This window comes from Thalassospira sp. CH_XMU1420-2 (assembly GCF_037029325.1).
GTDB lineage: Bacteria > Pseudomonadota > Alphaproteobacteria > Rhodospirillales > Thalassospiraceae > Thalassospira > Thalassospira povalilytica.
Genome location: NZ_JAYMEG010000005.1, coordinates 297722 through 316447 on the forward strand (window position 1 = coordinate 297722; position 18726 = coordinate 316447).

General features: G+C 55.7%; 18 protein-coding genes, 1 pseudogene and 1 riboswitch. Of the genes and pseudogenes, 11 read left to right on the plus strand and 8 right to left on the minus strand.

Annotation, left to right across the window (positions count from 1 at the left end):
• Window positions 1-70: 70 nt before the first annotated feature.
• Window positions 71-973 carry a hypothetical protein gene (locus WA429_RS16770; RefSeq protein ID WP_287466334.1) on the minus strand — a complete coding sequence of 301 codons (903 nt, stop codon included), beginning with the start codon at window positions 971-973 and terminating at the stop codon, window positions 71-73.
• 180 nt (window positions 974-1153) lie between these two features.
• Window positions 1154-1231, plus strand: a riboswitch (SAM riboswitch).
• Window positions 1232-1297: 66 nt separating this feature from the next.
• On the opposite strand from WA429_RS16770, the pseudogene WA429_RS16775 reads away from it, so the two are divergent.
• The 3 genes and pseudogenes from WA429_RS16775 to WA429_RS16785 all read left to right on the plus strand — a co-directional run.
• Window positions 1298-2026 (plus strand): annotated as a pseudogene (locus WA429_RS16775) (methionine ABC transporter ATP-binding protein); the annotation flags it as partial.
• A gap of 68 nt (window positions 2027-2094) precedes the next feature.
• A complete protein-coding gene (locus WA429_RS16780) occupies window positions 2095-2754 on the plus strand; it encodes a methionine ABC transporter permease (protein WP_068518220.1) in 660 nt (219 codons plus the stop codon).
• 57 nt (window positions 2755-2811) lie between these two features.
• Window positions 2812-3612: a MetQ/NlpA family ABC transporter substrate-binding protein gene (locus WA429_RS16785; RefSeq protein ID WP_101247979.1), complete on the plus strand. Its 801-nt coding sequence runs from the start codon at window positions 2812-2814 to the stop codon at window positions 3610-3612.
• Window positions 3613-4098: 486 nt separating this feature from the next.
• Here the strand turns inward: WA429_RS16785 and WA429_RS16790 are convergent, their stop codons facing one another.
• Window positions 4099-4755, minus strand: coding sequence for a LysE family translocator (locus tag WA429_RS16790; RefSeq protein WP_287466336.1), 657 nt, complete (start codon window positions 4753-4755; stop codon window positions 4099-4101).
• 288 nt (window positions 4756-5043) lie between these two features.
• Here WA429_RS16790 and WA429_RS16795 point away from each other — a divergent pair, with 288 nt between their 5' ends.
• A complete protein-coding gene (locus tag WA429_RS16795; RefSeq protein ID WP_068518218.1) occupies window positions 5044-7005 on the plus strand; it encodes a diguanylate cyclase domain-containing protein in 1962 nt (653 codons plus the stop codon).
• A 95-nt stretch (window positions 7006-7100) separates the two neighbouring features.
• Here WA429_RS16795 and WA429_RS16800 read toward each other — a convergent pair whose 3' ends face one another.
• On the minus strand, window positions 7101-9002 hold the full coding sequence (locus WA429_RS16800) for an ABC-F family ATP-binding cassette domain-containing protein (protein ID WP_250282887.1): 1902 nt from the start codon (window positions 9000-9002) through the stop codon (window positions 7101-7103).
• A gap of 424 nt (window positions 9003-9426) precedes the next feature.
• Here WA429_RS16800 and ndk point away from each other — a divergent pair, with 424 nt between their 5' ends.
• Complete coding sequence (ndk, locus tag WA429_RS16805) at window positions 9427-9849, plus strand: nucleoside-diphosphate kinase (protein WP_068518216.1); 423 nt, start codon at window positions 9427-9429, stop codon at window positions 9847-9849.
• Window positions 9850-9940: 91 nt separating this feature from the next.
• Here the strand turns inward: ndk and WA429_RS16810 are convergent, their stop codons facing one another.
• Window positions 9941-10078 carry a hypothetical protein gene (locus tag WA429_RS16810; protein WP_156480846.1) on the minus strand — a complete coding sequence of 46 codons (138 nt, stop codon included), beginning with the start codon at window positions 10076-10078 and terminating at the stop codon, window positions 9941-9943.
• A 456-nt stretch (window positions 10079-10534) separates the two neighbouring features.
• On the opposite strand from WA429_RS16810, the gene WA429_RS16815 reads away from it, so the two are divergent.
• A complete protein-coding gene (locus WA429_RS16815) occupies window positions 10535-11008 on the plus strand; it encodes an AAA family ATPase (RefSeq protein WP_287466337.1) in 474 nt (157 codons plus the stop codon).
• Between the two features lie 71 nt (window positions 11009-11079).
• Here the strand turns inward: WA429_RS16815 and WA429_RS16820 are convergent, their stop codons facing one another.
• The 4 genes from WA429_RS16820 to purM all read right to left on the minus strand — a co-directional run bounded on the left by WA429_RS16820 (window position 11080) and on the right by purM (window position 13578).
• On the minus strand, window positions 11080-11208 hold the full coding sequence (locus WA429_RS16820; RefSeq protein WP_101247983.1) for an aa3-type cytochrome c oxidase subunit IV: 129 nt from the start codon (window positions 11206-11208) through the stop codon (window positions 11080-11082).
• A 132-nt stretch (window positions 11209-11340) separates the two neighbouring features.
• Window positions 11341-11697: a hypothetical protein gene (locus WA429_RS16825; RefSeq protein ID WP_068518215.1), complete on the minus strand. Its 357-nt coding sequence runs from the start codon at window positions 11695-11697 to the stop codon at window positions 11341-11343.
• A 145-nt stretch (window positions 11698-11842) separates the two neighbouring features.
• Window positions 11843-12517: a phosphoribosylglycinamide formyltransferase gene (purN, locus tag WA429_RS16830; RefSeq protein WP_287466338.1), complete on the minus strand. Its 675-nt coding sequence runs from the start codon at window positions 12515-12517 to the stop codon at window positions 11843-11845.
• Complete coding sequence (purM, locus tag WA429_RS16835) at window positions 12505-13578, minus strand: phosphoribosylformylglycinamidine cyclo-ligase (RefSeq protein WP_206927281.1); 1074 nt, start codon at window positions 13576-13578, stop codon at window positions 12505-12507. The genes purN and purM overlap by 13 nt, the downstream gene beginning before the upstream one ends.
• Before the next feature lie 363 nt (window positions 13579-13941).
• Between purM and WA429_RS16840 the strand changes: the two genes are divergently transcribed.
• The 5 genes from WA429_RS16840 (at window position 13942) to rimK (ending at window position 18724) form a co-directional block, all read left to right on the plus strand.
• On the plus strand, window positions 13942-15066 hold the full coding sequence (locus WA429_RS16840; RefSeq protein WP_287466339.1) for a DUF2066 domain-containing protein: 1125 nt from the start codon (window positions 13942-13944) through the stop codon (window positions 15064-15066).
• 138 nt (window positions 15067-15204) lie between these two features.
• Window positions 15205-16302, plus strand: a complete 1098-nt coding sequence (locus tag WA429_RS16845) for an AI-2E family transporter (RefSeq protein ID WP_068518211.1) — start codon at window positions 15205-15207, stop codon at window positions 16300-16302.
• A gap of 7 nt (window positions 16303-16309) precedes the next feature.
• On the plus strand, window positions 16310-17098 hold the full coding sequence (locus tag WA429_RS16850) for an HdaA/DnaA family protein (RefSeq protein ID WP_318271641.1): 789 nt from the start codon (window positions 16310-16312) through the stop codon (window positions 17096-17098).
• 83 nt (window positions 17099-17181) lie between these two features.
• Window positions 17182-17682, plus strand: a complete 501-nt coding sequence (locus WA429_RS16855; RefSeq protein ID WP_287466340.1) for an ATP-dependent zinc protease family protein — start codon at window positions 17182-17184, stop codon at window positions 17680-17682.
• A gap of 136 nt (window positions 17683-17818) precedes the next feature.
• Entirely contained in the window at window positions 17819-18724 is a 906-nt protein-coding gene (gene rimK, locus WA429_RS16860) for a 30S ribosomal protein S6--L-glutamate ligase (RefSeq protein ID WP_068518209.1), read from the plus strand.
• Window positions 18725-18726 lie beyond the last annotated feature (2 nt).

Consider the following 18726-nt stretch of genomic DNA (forward strand, 5'->3'; position numbering starts at 1 on the left):
GCGCACCGTGTTAAACGGATAAACGCCGACGGGGGCTGTCAGTTGGACGGTATAATTTGCCATGGCATCCTCAACGGCTGATGGGTTCGTGGGATGGAATGTCATTCATCGCTTCGGCGATCCGCAGCTTGGCTTGAAGCGCGTTCTTCAAGACATCAACCCGGTCATCTATGGTGCCAAGTGCTGAATCCTTCAGAATCGAACTCGCCCAAGGCTGGGTGGTGACATCTGGTCCGCCTTCAAACTTTATGGTCGCGTAATCGATTATCCCGTCCGGTGTTTTCACGCCGAGCTTGATTGCGGCAGCACCAGCTTCGTCACACGCATTTTTCAGGCTATCGGCATCATAGCTCGCAACCGCATCGGGAATGGTGATCTGCAAATATCCTGGCAGCGATGCGATAACGTCCTGAAGAGACGGTACGGGTGTGGGTTCCGGCTGCGGAGAAGGTGTGGGGCCGGGTGTCGGTGTGGGCGTCGGTTCCGGCTTTGGTGTTGGTTGTGGGGTTGGTTGGGGTTTCGGATCGGGCTGCGGTGTGGGAGCTGGCTTGGTGCCACTTTCCAACTTCGCGACCGCCTGTGCTTCCTGGGTTAGCAGGCTGTTGACTTCATCGGCAAAGCGTTTTTCTGCCTGATAGCGTGACGTGGCGCTGGCATCGAATTTCTGTTTGCTGAAGATGCTCATGGATTTCAGGCGTTCTGCATCCTGTGCGCCAAAGGCAGACAGGGTGGCGGCGATTTGACCGGCGCCAGATTGCAGGCGCGATGACAGGGTGGCGGCATCCGGGCATTTGCCACTGGCAAGGGCAGCGTCCCCTTCGGCGGCGAGCTTTTGCAGCGACGCTGTTTCCGAGGACAGAGTTGAAAGCTGTGCCTTGGTGCGTACATCAACCTTGTTGCCCGTTACCGTTACCACGGTCGGGTATTGCGCCAGGGTTCTGGCAAGGTCACTGATCCGGTCGGCATAGGCCATCTGTCCAATCCCGCATTGATGTTGACCAAAACTAGACGGGGGAAGCGGGCATTTGTGACGCCGTGACGGCGAGGTTGGTTGAACAAAGTTTTAGTGTTGTATATTTGCCGATCATAAAAGCCATGCGTAAAATGCATGATCATTGCCATTGATGAACTGCGTTCAGTGGGGTACACAGGTTACATCGAACGCGCCGATTTGCTCCTCAGCTTGCGGGCGCGATAAAAATGCGGCTAAAGCGAGAGGGCGTATATGCTCCGTATGTACGACCGCCTCGGTGAAGCCGCGGCGGTTTTTTTTGTATCTACGGAAAGGTTGAGGTCCATGATCAGGCTCTCGAACGTCCAGAAGACTTATCCTGCACGACGTGGCAGTGACGAACATACGGCGCTGCGCGGTATCGATCTTGATATCGCAGCCGGCGAGATTGTTGGTGTCATTGGCCGTTCCGGTGCCGGGAAATCCACCCTGATCCGTTGCATCAACCTGCTTGAAACGCCGACTTCGGGTTCGGTGATTGTGGATGGCACCGACGTTACCAAGCTTTCCAACCGTGACCTGCCGCTGTTTCGGCGTCAGCTGGGCATGGTGTTTCAGCACTTCAATCTTCTGTCGTCGCGCACGGTCTATGACAATATCGCATTGCCGCTTGAACTGGCCGGTGCCAGCAAGACCGAGATTGCCGCCGCCGTCGATCCGTTGTTGCCGCTGGTCGGGCTTGAGGAAAAGCGTGACCGCTACCCGGCCGAACTGTCCGGTGGCCAGAAACAGCGCGTCGGCATTGCACGTGCGCTGTCATCAAGCCCGAAGGTTTTGCTGTGTGACGAGGTCACCTCGGCCCTGGATCCGGAAACCACCCGTCAGATCCTTAATCTGCTTAAAGACATCAACAAACGCCTTGGTCTGACCATGGTGGTGATCACCCATGAAATGGCGGTGGTCAAGGCGCTCTGTGATCGTGTGGCGGTGATGGATGGCGGGGTGATTGTCGAAGAAGGGCTGGTTGACGGCATCTTTGCCAACCCGGTCCATGACACCACCAAATCGCTTCTGGCCGATGAATTTGTCGAATTTCGCGCCGGTCAATCCAGCGACCAATCCAGCGGGCAGGAGGGTTAATCATGTTTTCAACACTCGCACCGATCTTGCTTCAGGCAACCGGCGAAACTCTTTATATGGTGGCGGCTGCCTTGGCGCTTGGTACCTCGATGGGGTTGCCGCTTGGCGTGCTTCTGGCGACGTCCGGCCGGGGGGAGCTGTTCGAGGCCCTTTGGTTCCAGCGCATCTTTGGTCCGATCGTCAATGCGACCCGTTCCGTGCCCTTCATTATTCTGGCCGTTGCGATCATTCCGTTCACCCGGTTTGTCGTCGGCACCTCGATCGGCACATCTGCGGCGATTGTCCCGCTGACCGTGGCGGCGATCCCGTTCATCGCGCGCATCATCGAAGGCGCCATTCGCGAAGTCGATAGCGGCCTGATCGAAGCTGCCCAGGCCATGGGCGCCCGCCCGGTTCAGGTCGTGACCAAGGTGCTTCTGCCCGAAGCCTTGCCCGGCATCATTCATGGCCTGACCCTGACCGCCGTCACCCTGATCGGGTATTCGGCGATGGTCGGGGCGGTTGGTGCCGGCGGTCTTGGGGATCTTGGCATTCGGTATGGCTATCAGCGGTTCCGCCCCGATGTGATGGCGGCTGTGGTGATTACCCTGATTGTGGTTGTGCAGGCGGTTCAAAGCTCCGGCGACTGGATGGCGCGCAAAGCCGACAAACGGAATATATGAGTAACCCTCATATTTTGAAATTCCCGCAAAAAACAGCGAAAACAAGGAGTTTTTACAATGCGGTTTCTGCTTAAACTGACGGCTGCGGCCGTTCTGGCATCGGCCCTGACCGGTCAGGCACTTGCCAACGAAAAAATCAAAATCGGCGTTACCCCGGGTGCGCATGAAGAAGTCATGGAAGAAGTCGTCAAGGTTGCGGCGACCAAGGGCCTTGATATCGAAATCGTCAGCTTCTCGGATTATGTCATTCCGAACCAGGCGCTTGATGATGGTGATCTTCAGGCCAACAGCTTCCAGCACAAGCCGTATCTGGACAACCAGATCAAGGATCGTGGCTATGACCTGGCGGTTGTCGGTTACAACATCCTGACCCCGATGGGCATTTATTCCGACAAGATCAAAAGCCTGGACGAGCTTGAAGACGGTGCCGAAATCGGCATCCCGAACGACCCGACCAATGGCGGTCGTGCGCTTCTGGTGCTGCAGGCACAGGGCCTGATCAAGGTTGATCCGTCTGTCGGTCTGGTTGTCAGTCCGCTTGACGTGATTGAAAACCCGAAAAACATTCGCTTTGTCGAACTGGACGCTGCACAGCTGCCGCGTTCGCTGGCGGATCTTGATGCCTCGGCGATCAACACCAACTACGCGCTTGAAGCCGGTCTGAACCCGATCAAGGATTCGATCGCGATCGAAGGCAATGACAGCCCGTATGCCAACGTGATCGTCACCCGCACCCAGGACAAGGACGCACCGTGGGTCAAAACCCTGGTTGAATCCTATCACGATGATGCGATCCGTCAGTTCATCGAAACCAAATACGAAGGTTCGGTGCTTCCGGTCTTTAAAATTTCTGAATAATCAGCCTGATTATTAAATCTGGCTGAATAGTCAAAACACCCGCGCGCCAATCCGGTTCGCGGGTGTTTTACGTTCTAGCCATCCGCGTGATCCGTACCGGATCGCGTCGTCCGGTCTGCATGTCATTTGACATCATCCGGTCTTATCTCTGATCAGGATGACTTAAGACAGATCACGGCTGGATCGGTCGGGGCAGGGCAGGAACGGTGATTTGGAGTGCGGCGTCAGGGGGGCGGCCAGTTATGTGTGTTTATATCCATTTCTGCCCATTTAAGCGTGCTTCAGCTCTCTTCAGTCCGATCCCAGCCTGACCCGCATTCGGACACGGACTCGGATGGGTCCGATGCCCTTCAGTTCAGCCTGCAAGCTGGGATGTCCAGTCCAGTTGAGTTCAGCCCAGCCCAGCCCAGCCCAGCCCAGCCCAGCCTAGTCCAGTTCAGTTCAGTTCAGCCCAGTTCAGCCCAGTTCAGTTCAGTTCAGTTCAGTTCAGTTCAGGGTCATTGCGCCCTGCCAGGCGGTCAGAAGGGCGACGCCGATGAATAATGCCCCGGCGGCGCGACCGATAAAGATGGTTGCGGTCGGGTTGCCGGTGATCAGGGTGCGGCTTGTTCCCGCCGCAAGTGCGAGTGCGCCATAGACAGCAAGCTGGACCGCCGCCGTCATGATTCCCATTACCAGTGCTTGTGACCAAAGTGGTCCGTATTGCGGACGGATGAATTGCGGGTAGACGGCGAAAATAAACAAATAGGCCTTGGGATTGAGCATGCAGGTAATCATGCCCTGGCGAAAGGCGATCCAGAGTGAAGACGGTCTGGCTGCCCGGATGGTCCCGACCGTGATGGCACTTTTGATCAAAGTCACTCCAATCCAGATCATATAGGCCGCACCGGCAAACAGCATGACATTCAAAAGCCAAGGCGCAATCGCCAGAAGGGCGCTGATGCCAATCGCGCCAAGCAAGGTATGATACACACCGCCCAGCATGATGCCGGCGGTGGCCGAAAGCCCGGCACGCCGCCCACCGGTCAGGGCATTGGCAATGACAAAAAACATGTCCATGCCGGGCACGATAATGATGCCCGACAACAGAACGAAAAAGAGCCAGAGGTTTTCAACATAAGTCATGGGTGTCATGAGTGTCATGAGGAGACCTTGCCAGATGAATAAAGGTTGTGATGGGGGCAAGGTAGCAGGGGGCTGCTGACAGGATCATGTCAGGATGATTGGCCAATTCGCGGCATCGTCATTGCGCGGTTGTGGCGTCAGGGTGCCGGGGCATGGAGACAATATCGCGTGATCAGCCCGACAAGCGGTATGCGAATGCCGGTTGATGCGTTATGATTTGTTGAAATCATTGTTATGAATAGGATTTCCATAACGGTGCCAGCCAGAAAAGGCTTGGAACATGGTTCATCAAACAGCGGGAAAGCGATGATCAGATTCGGTCATGTGAAGTCATTTCTGGTGTGTTTCGCACCGCTGAGTGCCGTGTTCCTGGCTGTGGTCGGGTTGCTGTCATGGGAAGGCAGTGCCGTGCGCGAAAAGGTCATTTCCGATGACCAGCGTTATGCACTGGAAAAATCGATATCGGTATTGCGCGAACGCATCGATATCGTGGTTTCCGATCTTTTGATCCTGTCAGAAAGCCAGCAGATCGATGCGGTGATCGCCGGGACGGCCAGTCTTGATCAGGTGGCGGACGAGTTTGCGGTCTTTTCGCTGCGGCGGGGGATTTATGACCAGATCAGGCTGCTTGACAATGATGGCATGGAAATCGTGCGCGTCAATTACGGCAGCGGCATTCCGTTTTCCGTGCCCAGACGCGAACTTCAGAACAAAAGCGAGCGACCCTATTTCCAGCTGGCCCGCAATGCGCCGCGCGGGACGATCTATATATCGGGTGTCGATCTGAACGAGGAGTTTGGCCAGATCGAAAAGCCGATCAAGCCGGTTATCCGGCTGTCGGCGCCGGTCTTTGACCGGTTCGGGGAACGCCATGGCGTTGTGGTCTTGAACCTTCGGGCGGCATCGACACTTGAAGAAGTGGTCAAGTCGCTGAAACTTGACGGGGCAGAACCGTTTGTTCTGGATGGCGATGGCGGCTGGATGCTGGGCGGCAAGCCGGGCGAAAACTGGTCCGAAGAACTGACCGGGATGCCCGCGGTGATCGGTGACCGTTACCCGAAAGCCTGGGAAAGCATGCAACTGGGATTGCAAAGTTTCCGGGTTGATAGCGGTTTCTATTCGGTCCAGCGGCTTGATGTTTCCGATCTTCTTCTGGCGCGCAACTCCAACCGGTCCCTGTCGGTGATCTTTGGCAGTGATCAGGAAAAAAGCAGCCGGTTGAACCTGTATGTCGGGGCACGGTTGCCCAATGATGTGCTTGAACAGTTGCTGTCGCCCGAACGTGACACGCTGACGATTGTTTCGACCGCGTTCATTTTCCTGATTGCGATCGGCAGTGCGGCCTATGCCTGGACCCGTCAGAACCAGATCGTTGCAAGCTTTGACGCGCGCTTATCCGAGCAGGTTCTGCGGGCATCAAAAAACAGTGTGGTTGTCGCCGATGACACGGGCACGATCCTTAAGGTTAATCCGGGCTTTACCGCGATGACCGGATATTTGCCAAACGAAGCAATCGGAAAGCCGTTATCATTCCTGCGTGCCCAGCGCGAAAATGCCGAGGCACTCGACGAGATCCTGATGGCGGCGCGTGCCAATGGCACCTGGGAAGGCGAAGTGCGCAACCGCCGCAAAAGCGGGGATTTCTTTTATTCCAATGTCGTGGTCAGCGCGATAACCGATCCGACAACATCGGATGTCAATTTCGTCGAGATGGGTTTTGACATTTCACGCCACATGGAAAACGCACAGGAATTGTGGCGTCAGGCCAATCATGATGCCCTGACCGGGTTGCCCAACCGGTTGCTGTTTGAAGACCGGCTTGAAGTTGCATGTGGGCATGCGGAAAACGAAGGCCATTCGATCGGGCTTCTTTATATTGACCTGGATGGTTTCAAACCGGTCAATGACCGTTATGGTCACGAAATCGGCGATCAGGTCCTGCGCAAGGTCGGCGAACGCATCAAGAATACCGTGCGTCAGGGCGATACGGTTGCCCGACTGGGCGGGGATGAATTTGCGGTGATTGCCGATGCGGTGAACGGACGCGATGAAGCCGAATGGGTGGCCCAGAAAATCGCGGCATCGATCCAGCGCCCGATTGAGATTGATGCCCTTAGCATCACGGTCGGGGCCAGCATCGGGATTGCTGTCTATCCCGGGGATTGCAACGAAACGATCGCGCTGATCGGCTTTGCCGATGAAAAAATGTATCAGCAGAAGCGCGTGCGCAAGGCAAAGGGCAGTGACGCGGCAAGGGCACTGCATTAAGCCATCAGCGGACAATGCCGGAATTAAAAAAAAGACAGGCTGAAAGAGCCTGTCTTTTTTGGTTTGGCATGGGATGTGAGGGTAACCCGCAAAGGTTACGCAACAAGCGTTTCGTATTCTTCCTGCTTTTCCATCCACTGCATTTCGATGTCGCCAAGCTGGCTTTCGATCTTGCCCAGTTCCATTTGAAGGTCGCCGAGCTTCTGGCCATTGGCAGCTTCATAGAGTTTGGGATCAGCCATTTCGGTTTCGATTGCGGCCTTGCGCGCGGACAATTTTTCCATCTGGGATTCGAGCTTTTCAATCGCGCGTTTGACCGGGGCGGCGGCCTTGCGTTTTTCGGCGGCCTGCTGGCGTTCGGCTTTGCGGTCGCGTTTGGCGTCCTTGCCGTTGGTGTCGTCTTCGCCGGCCTTGTTGGCCCGGCGTTCGGCGCGCGCACGATCGAGAAGATACTGGCGATATTCCGACACGTCGCCGTCAAAGGCGGTTACCGTGCCATCGGCCACCAGAACCAGACGATCAGCACAGGCTTCGATCAGATAGGGATCGTGGCTGATGATGATTACGGCACCTTCATAGGCGTTAAGCGCATGGTTCAGGGCATCGCGGCTGTCGATATCAAGATGGTTGGTCGGTTCATCGAGGATCAGCATATGCGGTGCATCAAGGGTCATCAGCGCAAACAGCAAACGTGCCTTTTCGCCCCCCGAAAGGTCTTTGACCTTGGTGTCGCCCTTGTCCCCTTCGAAGGCAAAGCGGCCAAGTTGCGCGCGCACCTTGCTTTCGATCGCATCGGGCATCAGGGCGGCCATATGCTGATAGGGGGTCTGTTCACCGATCAGTTCGTCGGTCTGATGCTGGGCAAAATAGCCGATGCGCAGTTTGCTTGAGGCGGTCTTTTCACCGGCCATCAGTTCAAGCCGGTCCGAGAGCAATTTCGCCAGGGTCGATTTACCGTTGCCGTTGGCGCCCAGAAGGGCAATGCGGTCATCCATATCAATGCGCAGGCTGATATTGCGCAGGACCGGTTTGCCCGGTTCATAGCCGACTTCGCCATTATGGATATTGATCAGGGGCGGTGGCAGTTCCTTGGGACTTGGGAAGTCAAAGGTAATGCCGCGGTCTTCGACCACCGGGATCGCAGGCCCCATTTTTTCAAGCATCTTGACACGGCTTTGCGCCTGTTTGGCCTTGCTGGCCTTCGCGCGGAAGCGGTCGATGAAGGATTGCAGATGCTTTTGCTGGGCGATCTGCTTTTCATATTGTTTGGACGCCAGTTCCATCTGTTCGCGCCGGGTCTTGGCAAACTTGTCATAGTTGCCGCCATACAGCGTGACGGTGCCGTCATGCAGATGGGCAATCGATTTGACCGCGCGGTTCAAAAGATCACGATCATGGCTGATCAGGATGATCGTGCCGGGATAGTTGATCAGATAGTTTTCAAGCCAGATGGTGGCTTCGAGGTCAAGGTGGTTGGTCGGTTCATCCAGCAGCAGCAGATCCGGGCGCAGGAACAGGGTCGCGGCAAGTGCGACACGCATCCGCCAGCCGCCGGAAAAATCATCACACGGGCGTTGCTGGGCATCGGCATCAAAGCCCAGCCCCGAAAGGATCGATGCCGCGCGTGCTTCGGCGGTGTGGGCATCGATATCTGCAAGGCGGGTGTGGACTTCGGCAATGCGATGTGGATCGGTGGTTGTTTCGGCTTCTTCAAGCAGGCTGGCGCGTTCGGTATCCGCAGCCAGAACAGTTTCAATCAGCGAACGGCTTCCTGCCGGGGCTTCCTGGGAGACAACCCCCATGCGCGCCCGCTTGGACAGGCGAATGTCGCCGCCATCGGTGGCCAGTTCACCGGAAATCAGTTTCAAAAGGGTGGATTTACCCGCCCCGTTGCGGCCAATCAGGCCGACCTTGTGGCCATCGGGAATGGTCAGGGAAACCTGGTCAAGAATGACACGGCCACCAATACGATAGGTGAGATCGGTAATTTGCAGCATTTTATCGGTCGTTCTCTTGATCTTGGGTATCGGGTTTCCCGGTCTTTCCCGCCTTGATCCGGGGGAATCGCAAGGATTTCTGTGCTTTCAATAGGGCAGAGTACGATTTGAAGCAAGGTTTCTTGAAACTGTAACCGGCGGAAATTGGCGACCGGGGGGGCAAAGTAACCGTCGGGAAAATCGCAGTTTTATGCGTTTTTGCGCATTTTCGTGATGGTTTTGAGGTCAATGCAGCTACTGCAAGTCTGTATTGCGCGGGCAGAACTATCTGTTGCGTTGCGCTTCAACCCCGTTTATATAGCGCCAACCTTTGGGTCTGTGGATGATAAGGGAGTGCTTATGTATGGCTCCTTTATGTTCCGCAGGCCCTTTTGGAAGCCCTCTTGGGGGGTAACGAAATTTTTAAAGTAGCTAGGTGAAACCAATGGCTGTCGAACGCACTCTTTCGATCATCAAGCCGGACGCAACGCGCCGCAACCTGACCGGCAAAATCAACGCCGTCATCGAAGAAGCTGGCCTGCGCATTGTCGCACAGAAGCGCGTCGCTCTGACCCGCGCTCAGGCTGAAGGTTTCTATGCAGTTCACAAAGAACGTTCGTTCTTCGGTGAACTGGTAGACTTCATGGTCTCCGGCCCGGTCGTCGTCCAGGTTCTGGAAGGCGAAAACGCTGTCGCGACCTACCGCGAAGTTATGGGTGCAACCAACCCGGCAAACGCCGAGGAAGGCACCATCCGTAAGCAGTTTGCAGAATCCATCGAAGCGAACTCGGTCCATGGTTCGGACTCGCTCGAAAACGCTGCAATCGAAATTGCTTACTTCTTCGCTCAGACCGAAATCGTCGGCTAAGCTTAGAATACAGAATTCCGGTTCATCCGGCATCAAAACGCCCCGCAGATTGCGGGGCGTTTTTTTGTGTCTGTGTGACAGAACGGCGCGGTTAATCGATCAGGAAAGCTGCCATTAACAGCAGCAAAACAGAGATGGAGATAATGCTCCACAAAACGAACTTGGTCCAATGGTGCCAGCCTGCTTCGTGGATTTTGACCAGTTCGACGTCGTAGTCGCTTCCTTGCATTGTTTCCTCCCCAATTGCGGGTCCGATTGTTTCGGATTTCAGGGTTGTGGTGCTGTGGGCGTTCGGATCGCCCTTTGCATCCGGTGCGGTCCGGATCCGTATCAGGACAACAGATTGATCTTATCGGTAATTAACCTATGGGTGAATAAGTTTTATCTTCGTATCTTTTTTGTGCGACGCAGTGTTCTGGACAGCATTGGGTGACCATGCCATGATCAGGCCATGGAAAATGTCGTAACCAGTTCTGCACGAATTTTTACCGCCATTCACAGGATGGCGGGGTTGTGACATTTTGACCAAATGAAACCACCCGCCGCGTGAGGCGGGTTTTTTTTTTGTCTGTCTCCCGGCATTTCCGACAGGGAGATCGCAATGTCATTATCCACATCAGATCAAGATCGAAGGTCACCGGCCCATGCATTGGCCCATGGATTGGTAGGGCAACCGGTGCTGCATATGTTATGCGGGAAAATTGCATCGGGGAAATCGACGCTTGCCGCCGAACTGGCGCGCAAACCGGGAACGGTTCTGATTGCCGAAGATGAATGGTTATCCGTTCTGTTTGGCGATCAGATGCACACAGTGTCGGATTATGTCCGTGCGTCGCGAAAACTGCGTGACGTCATGGGGCCGCATGTCAGCATGTTGCTTTTATCAGGTCTTTCGGTCGTGCTGGATTTCCCGGCCAACACGCGCGCGTTGCGTGGCTGGATGCGCGGCATTTATGAAGAGGTCGGGGCAGGGCACAAATTGCACTTCCTTGATCTGGAAGAAGACATCTGCAAGCAGCGCCTGCACGCCCGCAATCAGGCGGGCAAACATCAATTTTCTGCCAGTGACGCTCAGTTCCATCAAATCTGTGCGGCGTTTCAGCCACCAATTGCGGCAGAGGGATTTGACGTCGTCACCTATAACACCGATACGATTTAAGCGCCTTAACAAACAAAAAAGCTGCCGGTCAACGGCAGCTTTTTACATTTCCGGTTCTGCCATTTGGCAGATCACAGCAGGAAGATCGCCATCAGGATCAGAATGGCAATAACCGAAATGGTCGACCATTTGACAAAGCTGGTGAAGCCTTCATAGATGGCAACATGGGTTTCGGTCAGTTCGTAATCGTTACCCTGCAAATCTACCTCCTGGGTTTTGGGATTTTTCCAATGTATATCCGCAAGGTAGAGTGCGGGCAAGGGTAAGATTAACCGGGGATATCATCCCTTTGGCCAAGGGTGTGGACAGGATCACATCGTCCTATCTGCGTCCTATCTGCCGGTTTCCTTGCAGGCAAAGGGCAGAAACGACCCGGTGGCCCCTTCGTTCATCATCACGACAGACATCAGATTGGCATATTCGAGTTCGGCCCGGTTTTGCGGGCAGACATAGGCGCGTGCCGTGCAGCCCGATGCGACAAATTCGTCTTCCTGATCGTCAAAGGCAGTACTGGTGGCGTTTGCGGGCATTTGTGCCCGGATATCATCCCGATGGGTTTGATAAAGTGCACATTTGGTTGCACGCCAGTTTGCGTTCTGGGCGTGGCTTTCAGTGATCGCCAGACCGATCGGTGCGATAAAGGTTGCAAGCATGACGCCAAGGACGATGTTGCGGATGGTTTTGTTCATGATGGGCCTTTGGACCAGGGGAAACGGATGGAAAACCGTTTGCGTAATCTGGTCTGAAACCGGTCGGGCGCAAGATGCCGCCATGAAAAAAGGGCGGATCAAACCGCCCTTAAATCAGCCTGCGCAATCTGCGCCAAAGGTTCTTTCAAGCCGGTTCAATCGCCGGATTGATTTCCGCAAACTCGGCGGGTTTGGTATCGGCAACCGTTACGATGCCTTTGTCATCAACCGAAACGCGGCCTTCGGCGATCCAGCGGATGACCTGCGGATAGATGCGGTGTTCCTGTTTGAGGATACGCTGGGCCAGTTTGCCGGCATCGTCCCCCGGAAGGACCGGGACAACGGCCTGGGCAATGATCGGGCCGCTATCGACTTCGGGGACGACATAATGCACGGTGCAACCGGCAAATTTGACCCCGGCATCCAGGGCAGCCTGATGCACATGCAGGCCCTTGAAGCTTGGCAGAAGCGACGGGTGAATATTGATCAGCTTGTCTTTCCAGCGGGTGACAAAGCTTTCACTGACCAGTCGCAGGTAGCCAGCCAGAACCACAAGATCCGCACCGCTTTCTTCGATCAGGGCACTGACGGCGGTGTCATAGGCTTCGCGTCCGCCCGGATAGCCTTTGTGCGAGATTGCCTCGGACCGGATACCGGCCTTACGCCCGCGTTCCAGCCCGCCGGCATCAAGCTGGTTTGAGAAAACCAGAACGATTTCGGCCGGGTAGTCGGGCGTATTGCAGGCATCAATGATGGCTTGCAGGTTGGACCCGCCGCCTGAGACCAGAACGGCGAGTTTAAGTTTGCTTACTTTTCCCATGCAGGGCCCATGTTCTTGATGACGACCTGCGGGCCATCACCGGCGCGCGGGCCGATAACACCGATCTGACTGACGGTTTCACCATGTTCACGCAGCAATGCTTCGGCCGCATCCGCCTTGTCAGCCGGAACCACGACGCACATGCCGATGCCGCAGTTAAAGGTCCGCGCCATTTCGACGGCGGGAATGCCGCCCTCGGCTGCGAGCCATTTGAAGATCGGCAGGAATTCCCAGGTGCTGGCATCAAAGACAGCGGTCAGGTTTTCGGGAAGAACACGCGGAACGTTTTCGGTCAGGCCGCCACCGGTAATGTGGGCAAGGGCCTTGACCATGCCGGCCTTGTGCGCTGCCAGACAGCTTTTGACATAAATTCTGGTCGGTTCAAGCAGGGCCTCGCCAACGGTTTTGCCCGGTGCGAACGGGGCTTCGTCGGAATAGCCAAGGCCTGCCTTGTCGACAACCTTGCGGACCAGCGAATAGCCGTTGGAATGAACGCCGCTTGACGCCAGACCAAGGATCACGTCGCCCTCGGCAACGTTGCTGCCATCAAGAAGTTCACCACGTTCGGCCGCACCGACAGCAAAACCGGCAAGGTCATATTCGCCATCCGAATACATGCCCGGCATTTCGGCGGTTTCCCCGCCAATCAGTGCACAGCCGGCCTGTTTGCAGCCCTCGGCAATGCCGGCAACCACATCGGCGGCATTGTCGACCGACAGTTTGCCGGTTGCAAAGTAATCAAGGAACAGAAGCGGCTCGGCACCCTGAACGACCAGGTCATTGACGCTCATGGCGACCAGATCGATGCCAACCGTGTCATGTTTGTCGGCGAGGAAGGCGACCTTAAGCTTGGTGCCGACACCATCGGTGCAGGAAACCAGAACCGGATCGTTGTAGCCGGCCGCTTTGAGGTCAAAAAGGGCACCAAAACCGCCAAGCCCGCCGGAAACACCGGACCGCGAGGTTGCTTTTGCAAGCGGTTTGATTCGATCGACAAGGGCATTTCCGGCATCAATATCGACACCGGAGTCCTTATAGGTAAGGCCTTTGGAGGCGGTCATTTTGGTGATCCTTGGCTTCGCGCATGCATGAAAAAACAGCGGGGCAACCCGCGTTTTTCATCAATACGTACCGACTTCCAAGCGACGTTCACTGGGCATTTGCGGGCCGGGCCGCAGCAAATATGCTGCTGTTTGACCAATCCGCCTTACTGACGCCTTTAATCAGTTGCAGGAATGTCTGCCAGTCCTACTGATAAAAAACGCGGGCTTGATAATTTCCGCTGGGGCGAAAATACTCAAACGCGGACAATATGCAATGATCACCTGCGCATGACAGAGTTTTCTTTCCAGAATGCGTGCAACATGCCACAAGGGCGATTGCAAAATAATTCGACAAGACACGATTAGGGCAACGAGGCATACGTGCTTACTTCATTGAAAAACATCAAGATGTTGGCTGGCGCTGTTACGGTTTCTGCGCTGATGGCTTTTCCGGCTTTTGCGCAGGACATTTTCACCGTGACCGGTGTTCACGTTGATGAAAGTGCGGAAACAGCCGCCGCCGCCCGTGAAAAGGCACTCGAGATCGGCCAGCGCAAGGCATTCGAAGAAGTGATTGCGCGTTTGACCCTGCCGGAAGATCGCGCCGGATTGCAGATGCCGGCGGGCTCGGAAATTACCAATATGGTGCGCGATTTCGGGGTGTCGAATGAAAAGACGTCATCGGTTCGCTATATTGCGGACATGACCGTGCGGTTCAAGGATGACGAGTTGCGGCGCTTTTTGCGGTTCCGCGACATTTCCTTTGCCGAACTGCAATCCAAGCCGGTGATGATTGTGCCGGTTTACCGGACATCGGGCTATGTCACCTTGTGGGATGATCCCAACCCGTGGCGCGATGTCTGGGCACGCAATGTTGCCACATCGGGTCTGGTGCCGATCAAGGCACCGATTGGTGATCTGACCGATATCGGGACCGTGTCCGCCGAACAGGCCGAAAACGGATCGATGGAACGTCTGGCGGCATTGGCCAAACGTTATGGTGCGGATGTTGCCGTTGTTGCCAGTGCCGATGTCAGTGGGGCGACGGGTGCGGAAAGCGTTGATGTGACGGTCACCCGCTATGATCCCAATAGCGGCCCGCAGGTATTTGGTGTTCAGGAAAACACGCTGCCTGACGAGACGCTTAATGAAACGCTGGTCCGTGCGGCCAAGGCGGTTCAGGATCAGCTTGCCGATGGCTGGAAACGGGCCAACCTGATCAATTACAGCACGGGCGGCAGCCTGATGGTGTTTATTCCGATTACCGGGCTTCAGGACTGGGCCAAGATCGAAGACAAGCTGATCGGTCTTCCGGTGGTGCGCAATTCGCGCGTTGTCGCGATGTCGCGCCGTGAAGTGCAACTGTCACTCGACTTTGTCGGATCAACCAGTCAGCTTCAGACAGCACTTAACCAGCAGAACCTGAACCTGACGCGGATGGGGGAATTGTGGTTCATCCAGCCAACCGGATCGGACCGCTTGCAGGGCTTGTCGATCGGCGGCTAGGTCATAAACCCGTGACACCGGCCAGTCCGCGATAATGACTGTCTGCGAATTGGCGGTCCGCGATATTGATCGTCAGTGGCCGGTTCGGGCGTCTTATCGGCGTCCTTCGGGAGTCTGGCAACAAAGGGGAACCCGGACATGACATTACGGCAACAGGCACGTTTCTGGCTTATTTTCATTGTCGGATTCTTCTTTCTGGTGTGGCTGTTTTCAAGCATCCTTCTGCCGTTTGTTGCCGGGATGGCGATTGCCTATTTCCTGGATCCGCTGGCAGACAAGCTTGAGGCGCGCGGCGCCAGCCGCACGGTCGCGACCAGCATCATCACGGTGCTGTTCTTCCTGGTTTTCATCCTGGTGCTGTTGCTGATTGTTCCGATGATCGGAAGCCAGCTTGCCGGGTTCCTTGAACGGTTGCCGGGCTATGTCGATGCGTTGCGCACCAATGTCGCGCCCTATCTTCAGCATGTGCTTGACCGGGTGGCCCCCGAGACCCTGCAAAGTGTGTCTGATGCGGTCAAGGGACAAAGTGCCAATGCGCTTAAATGGATCGGCAATGTGCTGACCAATGTGCTGTCGGGCGGGCTGGCGCTTTTGAACTTTATCAGTTTGCTGTTCATCACACCGGTTGTGTCGTTCTATTTGCTGCGGGACTGGGACAAGATTGTTGCGAAGGTCGACAGTTATCTGCCCCGGCATTCCGCCACCGATATTCGCCAGTGCGCGCGTGAAATTGATGACACCCTGGCGGGCTTTGTGCGCGGGCAGGCATCGGTTTGTGTATTGCTGGGACTGTTTTACGGGCTTGGGCTGACGCTGGTCGGGCTTGAATTCGGCTTTGTCATCGGGTTGATGACCGGTCTTGTTTCCTTTGTGCCCTATTTCGGGATGTTCGCCGGGTTTGCGGTTGGCATGGGGGTGGCGATTGCCCAGTTCGGGTTCGGTCTTGATCTTGGTCTGGTGGCGCTTGTGTTCGGGATCGGCCAGATTCTTGAAGGCAATTTCCTGACGCCGAAGCTTGTCGGGGACAAGGTCGGGCTGCATGCGGTGTGGGTGATGTTTGCCTTGCTGGCCGGTGGTGCGGTGTTCGGGTTGCTTGGTGTGATGCTGGCCGTTCCGGTGGCTGCGGTGATCGGCGTACTTGTGCGTTACGGTTTAAGGCAGTATCTCAGTAGTCGTTTATATGATCATGGACCGGATCACCCGCGCGGTGATGCGATCGAAGACGGCGAGAATTGAGACCACAGTGACCCCGGCGAAACACAATCCGGCCCATCACACGGACAAACCGGTGCCCGAGGCAGAACTTGCAGCCGAGCGCGACAGTGTCGCGCCCGATGTCGGCCCGCAGCAATTGCCCCTTGCACTTGAATTGCGTCCGGCTTTGGGGCGCGATGATTTCATGGTCGCGCAATGCAATCGTGATGCGGTGGCCTGGATTGATCTGTGGCCGAAATGGCCGGTGCCGGCCTTGTGTCTTTATGGGCCCAGGGGCTGTGGCAAAAGTCATCTGGCAGAGGTCTGGCGCGCCCGGTCTGCTGCACTGAGTGTTGCCGCAATCGATCTTGCCGGTTGTGATCCCGACGCGCTGCTGGGTGATGCCAGGGGGCTTGTGATCGAAGATGCCGATGGCGGCATTGATGAAACCGCCTGTTTCCATCTTTATAACATGCTCAAGGAACGGGACGGGCATTTGTTGCTTACCGCGACACAGCCGCCGGCGCGCTGGAATGTCGGGCTGCCCGATCTCAAATCCCGTCTTGGTGCGGCCCTGGTCTGCGAGATTTCCCCGCCCGATGACGATTTGATGGTCGGTCTTCTTCTTAAACTGTTTGCCGATCGGCAAATTCAGGCCGGGCCGCAAACCGTGAGCTATATTTTGCCCCGGATCGAGCGATCCTTTGTCGCACTGACCGATCTGGTCGCAGCGATTGATCGCCGTGCCCTTGCCGAAAAGCGGGCGGTGACCTTGCCGCTTGTACGCAGTGTGATGGAAGAAATGCAGGTGGCATCGGGAACCGATCGCGCCGACTAATTTCGCCCGCACTGTTAAAATCATAGGCCGATCAGCCTTTTGCAGGCTATATTCAAGGCACTTTCAATTACCGGATTGTGCATGTGAGCCCACAACGACTTAAAGTAAAACCGTCATTCAAATCCCATACCGATGCCCTGGTGGCGGGGGGGCATGTTCTTGGCTGGCGTGAATGGATCGGACTTCCTGATCTTGACGTTCCGCTGATCAAGGCCAAGGTTGATACAGGGGCGCGGACATCGTCGCTTCATGCACTTAATCCCAAACAGGTAACCCGGGACGGACAGGATTACGTCCAGTTCGTGTTGCCCCATTATCGCGGAGACGGGCATGGACGCATTCAATGCCTGGCCCCGCTGGTCGAGCTTCGCGAGATTCGGTCTTCGAACGGAAATGCCGAAGAACGGTTCATTGTATCGACCCATATCGTTGTCGGGCATCACAGATTGAAAGTTGAAGTGTCGCTCGCCAACCGGTCAATCATGGGGTTTCCCATGCTTTTGGGGCGTACAGCGATGAAGGCAGGAAGATTTTTGGTGCAACCATCGAAATCTTATCTTGCAGGGAAGCCCGAACAGAGTTAGATGCGCAGAAGAACGATCATGTGGCGGAACAAATTCCCGACAGGATCGTTTTTTCTTTCTGACAATATTCCAAGACCGGGCATGCGACATCTGATCGTCTGCACGGCCATTGTGACCGACCACGGGAGTTCATTTTATGAAAATCGCGATGCTTGCGCGTAACCCAAATCTTTACTCCCACAAACGGTTGGTCGAGGCTGCCGAAGCGCGTGGGCACGAGATCGAAATCATCAACACCTTGCGGGTGACGATGAACATTACCTCGCTCAAGCCGGAAATCTATTACGGCGGCAAGAAACTTCTGGGCTATGACGCAGTCATTCCGCGTATCGGTGTGTCGGTAACGTCATTCGGACTGGCGGTATTGCGCCAGTTTGAAATGATGGGGGTATATCCGCTTAATGAGTCGGTTGCGATCGGTCGTTCGCGCGACAAGTTGCGGTCGCTTCAGATTCTGTCGCGGCGCGGTGTCGGCCTTCCGGTGACGGCCTTTGCCCATGATCCCAAGAAAACCGACGAGGTTTTGCAGATCGTGGGTGGCGCGCCTGTGGTGATCAAGCTTCTGGAAGGAACCCAGGGCATTGGTGTGGTTCTGGGTGAAACCGAGAAATCCGCCAAATCGGTTATCGAGGCATTCCGTGGCGCCAGCGTTGACATCATGGTTCAGGAATTCATCAAGGAAGCCGGCAATACCGACATCCGCTGTTTCGTGATCGGCGGCAAGGTCATCGCCAGCATGGAACGCAAAGGTGCCGAGGGCGATTTCCGGTCAAACATCCATCGCGGTGGATCGGCCCGTTCGGTCCGCATTACCCCCCAGGAACGTGCAACGGCAGTTGAAGCCGCCAAGGCAATGGGGCTAAATGTTTGTGGTGTCGATATTTTGCGCTCGAACCACGGGCCGGTTGTGATGGAAGTCAATTCATCGCCGGGGCTTGAAGGTATCGAAGGCGCAACCGGCAAGGATATCGCCGGGATGATTATCGAATTCCTTGAAAAAGATTACCGTCCGGGAAAAGTCCGGACCAAAGGCAAAGGATAACG

What these genes read in the sequence shown, in the direction of transcription:
- WA429_RS16770 (WP_287466334.1), bottom strand. Translation starts at nt 973, where the DNA reads ATGGCCTATGCCGACCGGATCAGTGACCTTGCCAGAACCCTGGCGCAA.
- WA429_RS16780 (WP_068518220.1), top strand. Translation starts at nt 2,095, where the DNA reads ATGTTTTCAACACTCGCACCGATCTTGCTTCAGGCAACCGGCGAAACT.
- WA429_RS16785 (WP_101247979.1), top strand. Translation starts at nt 2,812, where the DNA reads ATGCGGTTTCTGCTTAAACTGACGGCTGCGGCCGTTCTGGCATCGGCC.
- WA429_RS16790 (WP_287466336.1), bottom strand. Translation starts at nt 4,755, where the DNA reads ATGACACTCATGACACCCATGACTTATGTTGAAAACCTCTGGCTCTTT.
- WA429_RS16795 (WP_068518218.1), top strand. Translation starts at nt 5,044, where the DNA reads ATGATCAGATTCGGTCATGTGAAGTCATTTCTGGTGTGTTTCGCACCG.
- WA429_RS16800 (WP_250282887.1), bottom strand. Translation starts at nt 9,002, where the DNA reads ATGCTGCAAATTACCGATCTCACCTATCGTATTGGTGGCCGTGTCATT.
- ndk (WP_068518216.1), top strand. Translation starts at nt 9,427, where the DNA reads ATGGCTGTCGAACGCACTCTTTCGATCATCAAGCCGGACGCAACGCGC.
- WA429_RS16810 (WP_156480846.1), bottom strand. Translation starts at nt 10,078, where the DNA reads ATGCAAGGAAGCGACTACGACGTCGAACTGGTCAAAATCCACGAAGCA.
- WA429_RS16815 (WP_287466337.1), top strand. Translation starts at nt 10,535, where the DNA reads ATGTTATGCGGGAAAATTGCATCGGGGAAATCGACGCTTGCCGCCGAA.
- WA429_RS16825 (WP_068518215.1), bottom strand. Translation starts at nt 11,697, where the DNA reads ATGAACAAAACCATCCGCAACATCGTCCTTGGCGTCATGCTTGCAACC.
- purN (WP_287466338.1), bottom strand. Translation starts at nt 12,517, where the DNA reads ATGGGAAAAGTAAGCAAACTTAAACTCGCCGTTCTGGTCTCAGGCGGC.
- purM (WP_206927281.1), bottom strand. Translation starts at nt 13,578, where the DNA reads ATGACCGCCTCCAAAGGCCTTACCTATAAGGACTCCGGTGTCGATATT.
- WA429_RS16845 (WP_068518211.1), top strand. Translation starts at nt 15,205, where the DNA reads ATGACATTACGGCAACAGGCACGTTTCTGGCTTATTTTCATTGTCGGA.
- rimK (WP_068518209.1), top strand. Translation starts at nt 17,819, where the DNA reads ATGAAAATCGCGATGCTTGCGCGTAACCCAAATCTTTACTCCCACAAA.